This window comes from Streptomyces sp. NPDC041200 (assembly GCF_055591805.1).
This window is the reverse complement of the sequence record NZ_JBVIZF010000003.1, coordinates 158140-169545: the sequence shown is the minus strand read 5'-3', so window position 1 is coordinate 169545 and position 11406 is coordinate 158140. Positions and strand designations below refer to the sequence as shown.

General features: G+C 73.6%; 10 protein-coding genes. 2 read left to right on the top strand and 8 right to left on the bottom strand.

Annotated elements, in window-relative coordinates; translation table 11 throughout:
* Nucleotides 1-71: 71 nt before the first annotated feature.
* From ACZ6CL_RS10430 to ACZ6CL_RS10410, 5 genes are all read right to left on the bottom strand, one after another.
* A complete protein-coding gene (locus ACZ6CL_RS10430) occupies nt 72-695 on the bottom strand; it encodes a GntR family transcriptional regulator (protein WP_468933773.1) in 624 nt (207 codons plus the stop codon).
* A gap of 131 nt (nt 696-826) precedes the next feature.
* A complete protein-coding gene (gene sucB / locus ACZ6CL_RS10425) occupies nt 827-2557 on the bottom strand; it encodes a 2-oxoglutarate dehydrogenase, E2 component, dihydrolipoamide succinyltransferase (RefSeq protein WP_468933770.1) in 1731 nt (576 codons plus the stop codon).
* Nucleotides 2558-2612: 55 nt separating this feature from the next.
* On the bottom strand, nt 2613-4001 hold the full coding sequence (gene lpdA / locus ACZ6CL_RS10420) for a dihydrolipoyl dehydrogenase (protein WP_468933767.1): 1389 nt from the start codon (nt 3999-4001) through the stop codon (nt 2613-2615).
* A gap of 224 nt (nt 4002-4225) precedes the next feature.
* Nucleotides 4226-5773 (bottom strand): leucyl aminopeptidase, encoded by a 1548-nt coding sequence (locus ACZ6CL_RS10415; protein WP_468933765.1) that lies wholly within the window; start codon nt 5771-5773, stop codon nt 4226-4228.
* 121 nt (nt 5774-5894) lie between these two features.
* Complete coding sequence (locus ACZ6CL_RS10410; protein ID WP_468933762.1) at nt 5895-6812, bottom strand: adenosylcobinamide-GDP ribazoletransferase; 918 nt, start codon at nt 6810-6812, stop codon at nt 5895-5897.
* A 34-nt stretch (nt 6813-6846) separates the two neighbouring features.
* Between ACZ6CL_RS10410 and ACZ6CL_RS10405 the strand changes: the two genes are divergently transcribed.
* Nucleotides 6847-7587, top strand: a complete 741-nt coding sequence (locus ACZ6CL_RS10405; protein ID WP_468933761.1) for a hypothetical protein — start codon at nt 6847-6849, stop codon at nt 7585-7587.
* 7 nt (nt 7588-7594) lie between these two features.
* Here ACZ6CL_RS10405 and cobT read toward each other — a convergent pair whose 3' ends face one another.
* A complete protein-coding gene (gene cobT, locus ACZ6CL_RS10400; RefSeq protein ID WP_468935178.1) occupies nt 7595-8674 on the bottom strand; it encodes a nicotinate-nucleotide--dimethylbenzimidazole phosphoribosyltransferase in 1080 nt (359 codons plus the stop codon).
* 346 nt (nt 8675-9020) lie between these two features.
* Entirely contained in the window at nt 9021-10223 is a 1203-nt protein-coding gene (locus ACZ6CL_RS10395; protein ID WP_468933759.1) for a bifunctional adenosylcobinamide kinase/adenosylcobinamide-phosphate guanylyltransferase, read from the bottom strand.
* A gap of 149 nt (nt 10224-10372) precedes the next feature.
* Between ACZ6CL_RS10395 and ACZ6CL_RS10390 the strand changes: the two genes are divergently transcribed.
* Entirely contained in the window at nt 10373-10576 is a 204-nt protein-coding gene (locus ACZ6CL_RS10390; protein WP_468933757.1) for a hypothetical protein, read from the top strand.
* Between the two features lie 57 nt (nt 10577-10633).
* On the opposite strand, the gene ACZ6CL_RS10385 is transcribed toward ACZ6CL_RS10390, so the two are convergent.
* Entirely contained in the window at nt 10634-11344 is a 711-nt protein-coding gene (locus tag ACZ6CL_RS10385; protein WP_468935176.1) for a class I SAM-dependent methyltransferase, read from the bottom strand.
* Nucleotides 11345-11406 lie beyond the last annotated feature (62 nt).

Sequence of the window (11406 nt, the reverse complement as noted above, 5' to 3'; positions counted from 1 at the left end):
CGATGATCGATCAAAGTGGATGAAGGGAAAAACTTGTCCGTACGCCGAAATTGGCATTCCGTGCCTCGAAATCAGGCACGCGGTGCACAGCCGAGGACATGGGCCTTGACCAGTTCGCCCACCCGCGGATCCCGGCGGCGGAACGCGTCCACCACCGCCTCGTGCTCCTCGGCGTACGACTGCTGCACGGTGCCCAGCCAGCGGATCGACAGCGTCGTCCAGATCTCGATGCCCAGCGACTCCCAGGTGTGCAGCAGCACGCTGTTGCCCGAGGCCCGCACCAGCTCCCGGTGGAAGGCCACGGTGTGCCGCACCTGGGCCTCGCCGTCGGCCCTGCGGTCGGCCTCGTAGAGCGCCCGCACCTCGGGCTCCAGCGCCGAGGTGTCCTCGGCCAGCCGGGGCGCCGCCAGCTCGGCGGCGATCTGCTCCAGACCGGCCCGCACCGGATAGATCTCCTCCAGGTCGGCGGCGGTCAGGTTCCGCACCCGGACGCCCTTGTTCGGCGCCGACTCGATCAGCCGCAGCGTCTCCAGCTCGCGCAGCGCCTCCCGTACGGGCGTCTGGCTCACCTCCAGCTCGGTGGCGATGCGCCGCTCCACGATCCGCTCGCCCGGCTTCCACCGCCCGCTGACGATGCCCTCCACGATGTGCTCGCGGATCTGCTCGCGCAGCGAGTGGATGACGGGCGGGATCATAAAGAGCGCTCCTTCGGAACCAGCGGTGAACGGAAGTCATTATCCAGGTGGCACGAGAACCAGGTGGCACGGAAAAGGGCCGCGCCCCGCACGGAAGCCCGTGCGGGGCGCGGCCGTATGCCGGAGGGGGCTCAGAGTCCGAGCTCGACCTCGAACTCACCGGCCTCCAGGATCTCCTTGACCGCGGTCAGGTAGCGGGCCGCGTCGGCACCGTCCACCAGGCGGTGGTCGTAGGAGAGCGCCACGTACGTCATGTCGCGCACCGCGATGGTCTCGCCCAGGTCCGGGTGGTTGATGACCACCGGACGCTTGACGGTCGCGCCGATGCCCAGGATGGCGACCTGGTTCGGGGGCACGATGATCGTGTCGAACAGCGCACCGCGCGAGCCGGTGTTGCTGATCGTGAAGGTGGCGCCGGACATGTCGTCCGGGGTGATCTTGTTGGAGCGGACCTTGCCCGCCAGCTCCGCCGTCTTCTTGGAGATGCCCGCGATGTTGAGGTCGCCGGCGTTCTTGATGACCGGGGTCATCAGGCCCTTCTCGGCGTCGACCGCGATGCCGACGTTCTCCACGTCGAAGTACGTGATCGTGTCGTCGTCGTTGATCCGGGCGTTGACGGCCGGGTGGGCCTTCAGCGCCTGGACGGCGGCCTTCACGAAGAACGGCATCGGCGAGAGCTTGACGCCCTCACGCTGCGCGAACGCCTCCTTGGCCTGGGCACGCAGCCGCATGACCTTGGTGACGTCCACCTCGACCACGCTGGTCAGCTGGGCCTGGCCGTGCAGGGCCTTCATCATGTTGTCGCCGATGACCTTGCGCATCCGCGGCATCTTGATGGTCTGGCCGCGCAGCGGCGAGACCTCCTGCTTGGCGGCCTTCGGCGCGGCGGCGGCCGGGGCCGGAGCCTGGGCCTGGGCCGCGGCCTTGGCGGCCTCGGCGGCGGCGATGACGTCCTGCTTGCGGATGCGGCCGCCGACGCCGGTGCCCTTGACGGTGCCCAGGTCCACGCCGTTCTCCGCGGCGAGCTTGCGCACCAGCGGGGTCACGTACGCGCCCTCGGCCTCGGGGGAGGCCGGAGCCGGGATGGACGGGGCCGGGGCCTGGGCGGCCGGGGCCGGGGCGGGCGCCGCCGGAGCCGGGGCGGGCGCCGGGGCCGGGGTGGGCTCCGGAGCGGGGGCGGGGGCCGGGGCCTCCTCCTTGACCGGCTCGGGGGCCGGGGCGGGGGCGGCCGGGGCCTCGGCGGGCGCGGCGGCCGGAGCGGCACCAGCGGCACCGATCACGGCGAGCTTGGCGCCGACCTCGGCGGTCTCGTCCTCGCCGACCAGGATCTCCAGCAGCGTGCCCGCGGCCGGGGCCGGGATCTCGGTGTCGACCTTGTCGGTGGAGACCTCGAGCAGCGGCTCGTCGGCCTCGACCGACTCGCCGACCTCCTTGAGCCAGCGGGTGACGGTGCCCTCGGTGACGCTCTCGCCGAGCGCCGGGAGGACCACGTCGGTGCCCTCGGCGCCACCGGCCGGGGCGGCGGCGGGGGCCGGGGCCTCGGCCGCGGGGGCCGCCTCGGGCTCGGGCTGAGCCGCCGGAGCGGGCTCGGCGGCGGGGGCGGGGGCCTCGGCCGGGGCGCCCTCGCCGTCGTCGATGACGGCCAGCTCGGCGCCGACCTCGACCGTCTCGTCCTCGGCCACCTTGATGGACGTCAGCACACCGGCGCTGGGCGCCGGGATCTCGGTGTCGACCTTGTCGGTCGAGACCTCGAGCAGCGGCTCGTCGGCCTCGACGCGCTCACCTTCGGCCTTGAGCCAGCGGGTGACGGTGCCCTCGGTCACGCTCTCGCCGAGCGCCGGCAGGGTTACGGATACCGCCATGGTGTTCGGTTGCTCCTTAACGATCTGTGCGGAATGGGTCGCGCGCTCGGACTGACTAGTCGTGGGAGTGCAGCGGCTTGCCGGCAAGTGCCAGGTGGGCCTCGCCGAGCGCCTCGTTCTGGGTGGGGTGGGCGTGGACGAGCTGCGCGACCTCGGCCGGCAGCGCCTCCCAGTTGTAGATCAGCTGAGCCTCGCCGACCTGCTCGCCCATGCGGTCACCGACCATGTGGACGCCGACGACAGCACCGTCGCGGACCTGGACGAGCTTGATCTCGCCCGTGGTCTTCAGGATCTTGCTCTTGCCGTTGCCCGCGAGGTTGTACTTCAGGGCGACGACCTTGTCCGCACCGTACAGCTCCTTGGCCTTGGCCTCGGTGATGCCGACGGAGGCGACCTCGGGGTGGCAGTACGTCACCCGGGGCACGCCGTCGTAGTCGACCGGAACGGGGTTCTGGCCGGCCAGGCGCTCGGCCACCAGCATGCCCTCGGCGAAGCCGACGTGGGCGAGCTGAAGCGTGGGGACCAGGTCACCGACGGCGGAGACGGTCGGGACGTTGGTCTGCATGTACTCGTCGACCAGGACGAAGCCGCGGTCCATGGCGACCCCGGCCTCCTCGTAGCCCAGGCCCTGCGAGACCGGGCCGCGGCCGACGGCCACGAGCAGCACCTCGGCCTCGAAGGTCTTGCCGTTCTCCAGCGAGACCTTGACGCCGTCGGCGGTGTACTCGACGCCCGAGAAGCGGGAGCCCAGGGAGAAGTTGATGCCGCGCTTGCGGAAGGCGCGCTCCAGCAGCTTGGAGCTGTTCTCGTCCTCGACCGGGACGAGGTGGGGAAGCGCCTCGACGATGGTCACGTCGGCCCCGAAGGACTTCCACGCGGAGGCGAACTCGACGCCGATGACGCCGCCGCCCAGCACGATCGCGGACTTCGGAACCCGGTCCAGGACCAGGGCGTGGTCCGAGGAGATGACGCGGTTGCCGTCGATCTCCAGGCCCGGCAGGGACTTCGGCACCGAACCGGTGGCGAGCAGGATGTGGCGGCCGGTGTAGCGCTCGCCGTTCACATCGACGGAGGTCGGCGACGACAGCCGGCCCTCGCCCGTCACGTAGGTGACCTTGCGGGACGCGATCAGACCCTGCAGGCCCTTGTACAGGCCCGTGACCACGCCGTCCTTGTACTTGTGCACACCTTCGATGTCGATGCCCTCGAAGGTGGTCTTCACGCCGAATTCCGAGCCCTCACGAGCCTGGTCGGCCAGCTCACCGGCGTGCAGCAGAGCCTTGGTGGGAATGCAGCCGCGGTGCAGACAGGTGCCGCCCAGCTTGTCCTTCTCGATCAGGGCGACGTCCAGGCCCAGCTGCGCCCCGCGCAGGGCAGCGGCGTAACCGCCGCTACCGCCTCCGAGGATCACTAGGTCGAAAACGGTGCTGGCGTCGTTCGCCACGTCACGTCCTCCATGCATGGGTGCGCCGGGCCGGCCGTAGGTAGCCGGGCGGCGGCGGTTGTTCGGCCGCTTCTTGCTCGCAGCCCTGGTGTGGGGGCCCTGTCCTGCCGGGACAACATCTTCGCACTTGTTGACGGGAGGCGGGACGCGGGGCCGCTGTGTGAGATATCTCTGGACCCGGGTCCAGGGGTTACTCGGCAGTACCCGGTAAAGGGTCTACCGGGTCAGCCTAGATCCCCCTCGGCGGTGCGCTCCGCGAGCCGTACCAGGGTGCGGACCGCGGACCCGGTGCCGCCCTTGGGGGTGTAGCCGAACGGACCGGACTCGTTGAAGGCGGGGCCCGCGATGTCCAGGTGACCCCAGGCGATCCCGTCCTCGACGAACTCCTTCAGGAAGATACCGGCCACCAGACCGCCACCCATGCGCTCGCCCATGTTCGCCAGATCGGCGACCGGGGATTCGATGCTCTTGCGGAGATCGGCGGGCAGCGGCATCGGCCAGGACGCCTCGCCCGCCTCGTCGGCGATCTCGTGCAGCGCGGTGCGGAACGCCTCGTCGTTCGACATGATCCCGAACGTGCGGTTGCCGAGCGCCAGCACCATCGCACCGGTCAGCGTCGCCACGTCGACGATCGCGTCCGGCTTCTCCTCGCACGCGCGGGTGAGCGCGTCGGCGAGCACCAGGCGGCCCTCGGCGTCGGTGTTCAGCACCTCGACCGTCTTGCCGCTGTACATCGAGAGCACGTCGCCGGGGCGGGTCGCCGAGCCCGACGGCATGTTCTCGGCCAGCGCCAGCCAGCCGGTGATGTTGACCCGCAGCCCCAGCTTGGCCGCCGCCACCACGGTGGCGAACACCGCGGCCGCGCCGCTCATGTCGCACTTCATGGTCTCGTTGTGACCGGCCGGCTTCAGGGAGATGCCGCCCGAGTCGTACGTGATGCCCTTGCCGACCAGGGCCAGGGTCTTCTCCGCCTTGGGGTGGGTGTACGCGATCCGCACCAGCCGCGGCGGGGCGTCCGAGCCCTGGCCGACGCCCAGGATGCCGCCGTACCCGCCCTTGGCGAGGGCCTTCTCGTCCAGCACCTCGGTCTTCAGGCCGTGCTCCTTGCCCGCGGCCACGGCGGCCGCCGCGAACGAGGCCGGGTCGAGCAGGTTGGACGGGGTGTTGATCAGGTCGCGGGCGCGGTTGACCTCGGCGATCAGCGCCGTGGCCCGTTCGGCCGCCGCCTTGTACGCCTTGTCGCGCGGCTTGCCGCCGAGCAGGGCCACCTCGGCGAGCGGACCGTTGTTCTTCGCGTCCTTGTCGCCCTTGGCGGCCTTGCCGCTCTTGGCGCCGTTGCCGTTGGTCTTGTCGTACGCGTACGCGCCGAGCAGCGCGCCCTCGGCGACCGCGGCCGCGTCCGCCGCGTCCTCGACGGGCAGCGCGAACGCGCCCTTCTTCGACCCCGCCAGCGCCCGGGCGGCCGCGCCCGCCGCGCGGCGCAGCGCCTCGGCGGCGAAGCCGTCGCCCTTCGCCGGAGCCTCGCCCAGGCCGACCGCCAGCACGACCGGGGCCTTGAGCCCGGACGCGGCGGGCAGCTTGGTCACCTCACCCTCGGCGCCGGTCGCGCCGAGCGTCTCCAGAACGGTGGCGAGCTTCCCGCCGAACGCCTTGTCCACGGCCTCGGCGCCCGGGGCGACGACGGGGCCCTTGGCCCCCTTCGCCACGCCGACGACGACGGCATCCGCGCGCAGCGTCGCGGCGGAGGAGGTGCTGAGAGTCAGTGCAGTCACAGTGGTCGGGTCCCTCTTCCGGTAGTTCACCGGCCGACACCGGGTGTGGTCAGCCTCGGGGCCCACCCTATTTCAGGCTTCGGTTTCGCCTCAGGGGCGTCGAAGCCCCGTATCCGTACGCTCAGCCGAACGTCAGGATCAGCAGGGCCGCCGTGGCCGCCGTCTCCGCGAGGGCGCCGAAGACGTCGCCGGTCACGCCGTCGAAGCGGCGTACGCAGTGGCGCGAGAGCAGATCGGCGGTGCCGAGCCCGGCCAGGGCCGCCAGGCCGTGCATCGGCATGGTGGACACTCCGACGAGCGCGCCCGCCCCCGCGCAAGCGGCGACGGCCAGCGCGGCCGCGACGGCGGCGGCCCGTGGCGGGACCACCCCCGCGACCGCCGCGCCCAGCCCCTCCGGCCGGGCCGCGGGCATTCCCTGGCGGGCCGCGAGCGTCAGCGCGCACCGGGCGACGAGCCCCGACGCGGCGGCGGCCACCGCGCCGCGCGTCCAGCTCTCCCCGTACAGCTCGGCCAGCGCCGCCACCTGCGCGAGCAGCACGAACAGCAGGGTGATGACACCGAACGGGCCGATGTCCGACCGCTTCATGATGCGCAGCGCCTCGTCCGCGGGCTTGCCGCTGCCGAGGCCGTCCGCGGTGTCCGCGAGCCCGTCGAGGTGCAGGCCGCGGGTCAGTACGGCGGGTACGGCGGCGGTGGCGACGGCCGCGAGGAGCGGCCCGGAACCGAGGAACAGCAGCACGCCGCCGAGTGCGGCCGCGCACAGCCCGACCGTCAGACCGACCGGCAGGGCGCACAGCATGCCGACGCGCGCCGCCTCGCGATCCCAGCGCGCCACCCGCACGGGCAGCGCCGTGAGCGTGCCGAAGGCGAAGCGGAGGCCGTCGTCGAGGGAGACGCGCGGGGGGTGCGCCGGTCGCGGCGGTATCTCCGGGCCGGGGTCAGGGCCGGGGCTCGGCGGTGTCTCCGGATCCGTTGCCCCCGGTATCTCCGGGTCCGGATCCGGCTGGCGGTCGGGGGACTGCTCCGGCGTGGTGTCCATCGCGCCGCAGGGTATCGCGCGACCCTGACGGGCCATGGCCCAATGGTGGGAACGCAACATCGTCGAGCCCGGCAAGCTGCCGCTGCTCCTCGCGCTGGCCTCGTTCATCCTCTCGTTCGTGATCACGCGCACCATCACCCGCCTGATCAAGGCGGGCAAGGGCCCGTTCCACGACGTCACCCCTGGCGGGGTGCACGTCCACCACGTGGTGCCCGGCGTGATCCTGACCGTCATCGGCGGCTTCGGCGCGGTCGCGAGCGCGCGGCACGGGGTGGGGGCGGCGGTCTCGGCGGTGCTCTTCGGGATGGGCGCGGGGCTGGTGCTCGACGAGTTCGCGCTGATCCTCCACCTGCACGACGTCTACTGGTCCGAGCAGGGCAGACAGAGCGTCGAGGTCGTCGTGGTCACCGCCGCCCTGGTCGCCCTGGTGCTCAGCGGCTTCCTGCCGTTCGGGGTGAACGAGGTGTCGGACGCCGAGCGCGGCGACCGCGGGGCGGTGGTCGCGGAGGTCTCCGTCAACTTCGCCTTCGCCCTGCTGGCCCTCGTCAAGGGCAAGTTGCGGATCGCGGTGATCGGGGTGCTGGTGCCGCTGGTGGCGATCGTCGGCGCGGTACGGCTCGCGCGCCCCGGATCGCCGTGGGCGCGCCGCGTCTACCGCCACCGGCCCCGGGCCCGGGCGCGGGCCCGCCGCCGGGCCGCGCGCCACGACGCGCGCTGGGACGGGGCGCGGCGGCGGCTCCAGGACTGGATCGGCGGTTTCTCCGAGCCGTCCTGAGTGCCCGTCAGCCGTCTTCCGGGTCCTCGGTCTCCTCCGCCGCTTTCTCCGCGGCCCGCTCGGGCAGTTCCCCCGCGAGCGCCGCGGCCGCCTGGACCAGCGGCAGCGCCAGCAGCGCCCCGGCTCCCTCGCCCACGGTCACGCCGTGGTCGAGCAGCGGGTCGAGCGCGATCCGGTCGAGCGCCTTCTCCTGCGCCGGTTCGCCGCTGGCCTGGCCCGCCAGCCACCAGTCCGGCGCGCGGAACGCCACCCGCTGGGCGACCAGCGCGCAGGCCGCCGAGACGACGCCGTCCAGGATCACGGGGGTGCGGCGCACCGCGCTCTGGAGCAGGAGGCCGGTGATCGCGGTGAGGTCCGCGCCGCCGACCGTGGCCAGCAGCTGGAGCTGGTCGCCGAGGACCGGGCGGGCCCGGCGCAGCCCGTCACGGATCGCCGCGCACTTGCGCATCCAGGCCAGATCGTCGATCCCGGCCCCGCCGCGCCCGGTCACCACGGACGCGTCCGTGCCGCACAGCGCGGCGGTCAGGGTGGCCGCGGCGGTGGTGCCGCCGACGCTGAGGTCGCCGAGCACCAGGAGGTCCGTCCCCGCGTCGGCCTCCTCGTCGGCGATGGCCATGCCGGTACGGAACGCCTGCTCGGCCTCCTCGGCGGTCAGCGCGTCCTCGATGTCGAGCCGCCCCGAACCCCGGCGCACCCGGTGCCGGGTGACCTCGGCGGGCAGGTCGGCCGGGTCGCAGTCCAGCGCCATGTCGACGACGCGGACGGGCACCCCGAAGCGGCGGGCGAGCACGGCGACGCTGCTCTCGCCGTCGATCACGGCGCGGGCGAGTGCGTGGGCGCTGCCTGCGGGGCGGGCGGAGACGCCGAGTTCGGCGATGCCGTGGTCGCCCGCGAACAGCACCACGCGGGGGCGCTCGATGGGCTTGACCGGCACCTGCTGCTGAGCGGCGGCGAGCCACTCACCCAGCTCGTCCAGCCGCCCGAGCGCCCCGGGCGGCGGCACCAGCCGCTCCCGCCGCTCCTCGGCGTCACGTCGGATGCCCCCGTCGGGGCGCTCGATCAGGTCGACGAAGTCATCGAGATTCAGGCCGCTGCTCACGCCGTGAACCCTACCGGCCGCCCGGCGTTGAGCCTCCAGCCCCCGGGGATCTCTCCCCGACCCCGCCCCTCCCCGAATCCGGGGGACACCCCCGGGCCCCCGGCAGCGTCGCCGCACGCCCTTGGTCGGGTCGGGCCCCGGCCCGGGCACGCGTGCCTCACCCCCGACACCCGCGGCCCGGGGCGGAGTTGCCCCACCCCATCCCGTCCGGCGTCGCCGGAGCGGGACCGGAAGCGGGGGTGGACCGCCTTCAGCCTCTCCGGCGTTTGAGGAGCGGGGGCCGGGGGTGCCCCCCGGTTACGGGGAGGGGCGGGGTGGGGGAAAGTCCCCGCGCTCAGCCCCGGAGGGGGAGGGGCTGGCCCGCTACCACCAGGAGCACCTGCTCGCACTCGCCCGCGAACCCCGCGTTCAGCCGCCCCAGTTCGTCCCGGAAGCGGCGCCCCGCCGCCGTCGCGGGGACCACCCCGGCGCCGACCTCGTTGCTGACCGCCACCACCGTCCGCTCCGTCGCCCGCACCGCCGCGACGAGGGCGGAGACCCGCTCGTGCAGGGCGCGTTCACCGCCGTGGGTCCACTTCTCGTCGTCCCAGGCCCCCACCGAGTCCATCGCGTCGGTGAGCCACAGCGACAGACAGTCGATCAGCAGCGGGGCACCGTCCCGCGCCAGCAGCGGCACCAGGTCGCAGGTCTCGGCGGTGCGCCACGAACCGGGCCGCCGGTCGCGGTGGGCGGCGATGCGGGCGGCCCACTCCCCGTCGCCGTCCCGGGTGCCGCCGGTCGCCACGTACAGCACGTCGGGGAAGGCGGCCAGCCGCCGTTCCGCTTCGAGTGACTTGCCGGACCGCGCCCCGCCCAGCACCAGGGTGCGCCGCGGCAGGTCCGGCACCTCGTGGAACTCGCCGACGATCAGCGTCTTCCCGTCCGGTACGGTGCGCGCGCCCACCGTCGCGAGGCGGCGGTGCAACTCGGCGCCGGGCGGCACGGTGTGGTCGAGGTGGACGGCCACCACGTCGGTGGTGGCGCCCACGCCGCCGGACGACCGGAGCCGGGCCAGCGCGTCCGGGCGGCCGAGGACGTCGAGCACGACCATGTCGTACGGCTCGGCGACGGGACCGGACAGCCCGGACGGGGCGCCGCCCGGCGGCAGATACAGCAGGCGGGTGCCGTCGGGGCCGGTCACCTCGTACCCCGTACCGGGCGAGTCCAGCGCCACCGCCCGCACCCGGTGCCCGCTGATCAGGGACAGTTCGCGCCCGTCCGGCACCCGCCCCGGCGCCGGGAGCCCGGCCGGGAACTCGACGGCGGGGCCCGCGTGCGGATGGGAGAGGAGTACCTGCCGCACCCCGACCAGCGAGTATCCGGCCCGCGCCGCCGCGAAGGCGGCGCCCGGGGTGAGGTCGAGGAGTAGCGCGCCGTCGATCAGCAGTGCCGTCGCCGCCCGCGCCTCGTCGCCGACGGCGGTCGCGCAGGCCGCGCAGGGACAGCCGTGGCGCGGCAGTCCATCGGGGGCCCCGGTGCCCAGAAGAGTGAGTTCCACGCCCCGATCGTCTCGCGTCCCCGCGGGCCGGGCGCGCCGGGTCACCCTCCGTGGCGGCGTACCGATCGGTTCGGAGCCGTACGGAGTGATCAGTCGCCTAGGCTGCGGGCAGATATCACGTGTCGACCAGTGGGATCGAGGAGGCGGACATGGCCTGGACGTGGCGGTTCGAGAAGTCCGACGGGACGGAGACGGCACCCGCGGTGCAGCCCGAGGAGTTCCCGACCCAGGGGGACGCGGAGTCGTGGATCGGCGAGGAGTGGAAGGCGCTGCTGGAGGGCGGCGCGGAGCAGGTCACGCTCTTCGAGGACGGGTCGGAGATCTACGGCCCGATGAGCCTGCGCGCCGAATAGCAGCCGAACAGCAGCCGCGTAGCAGCGGAAGAGCAGGGGGGCGGGGTACCGCCCCCCTCAGCCGCGTACGCCGCACAGGTGCAGCAGCGCCGCCACCGCGCGGTACGGATCGGTGCGCCCCGCCCGCTCCTCGGCGGCCAGCAGGCGGTCCCACTCGGGGGACGGCGGGGGCTGGGCGGTGTCGGGGGCCTGGTCGGTGAAGACCCGCACCCCGTACCAGGCGTGCAGCGGTGCCCCGATCGCGGTGAGCGTGGTGGTCAGCTCCTCGCGCCGGTCGGCGCGGACCTGGAGCCCGAGGCGGTTGGTGTACACCGGGGAGTCGAACGAGTCGAGCGCGGTGTCCCAGTCACCGGCCAGCCCCGGCCGCATCGCGAGCGCGTCGGCGTTGCGCACCAGGAGCGAGAGCAGCCCGCCGGGGGCCAGCACCCGGGCCAGCCCGGCGAGCAGCGGGTCCGGCTCGGCCGTGTACATCAGCACGCCGTGGCAGAGCACCACGTCGAAGGCGCCGGGCAGGAACGTCGCGCCGGTCTCCCGGCCGTCGCCCTGCAGCAGCCGCACCCGCTGCCGGATGCCCTCGGGCTCGTCGGCCAGCGCGGTACGGGCCGCCTCCAGCATCGCCGGATCGGATTCGATGCCGGTCACCTGGTGACCGGCACGGGCTAATCGCAGCGCCTGGGTGCCCTGGCCGAGGCCGACGTCGAGCACCCTGAGCCGCTGGTCGAAACGGAACCGCGAGGTGATCTGCTCATCGAGCTGATGGGCGACCAGGGCCTGGCGGACCGTGTTCCGTAAGCTTCCGAGGCCGCCGAGCCAGCCGGCCGCCCCACCGG

What these genes read in the sequence shown, in the direction of transcription:
- ACZ6CL_RS10430 (WP_468933773.1), bottom strand. Translation starts at nt 695, where the DNA reads ATGATCCCGCCCGTCATCCACTCGCTGCGCGAGCAGATCCGCGAGCAC.
- sucB (WP_468933770.1), bottom strand. Translation starts at nt 2,557, where the DNA reads ATGGCGGTATCCGTAACCCTGCCGGCGCTCGGCGAGAGCGTGACCGAG.
- ACZ6CL_RS10410 (WP_468933762.1), bottom strand. Translation starts at nt 6,812, where the DNA reads ATGGACACCACGCCGGAGCAGTCCCCCGACCGCCAGCCGGATCCGGAC.
- ACZ6CL_RS10405 (WP_468933761.1), top strand. Translation starts at nt 6,847, where the DNA reads ATGGCCCAATGGTGGGAACGCAACATCGTCGAGCCCGGCAAGCTGCCG.
- ACZ6CL_RS10390 (WP_468933757.1), top strand. Translation starts at nt 10,373, where the DNA reads ATGGCCTGGACGTGGCGGTTCGAGAAGTCCGACGGGACGGAGACGGCA.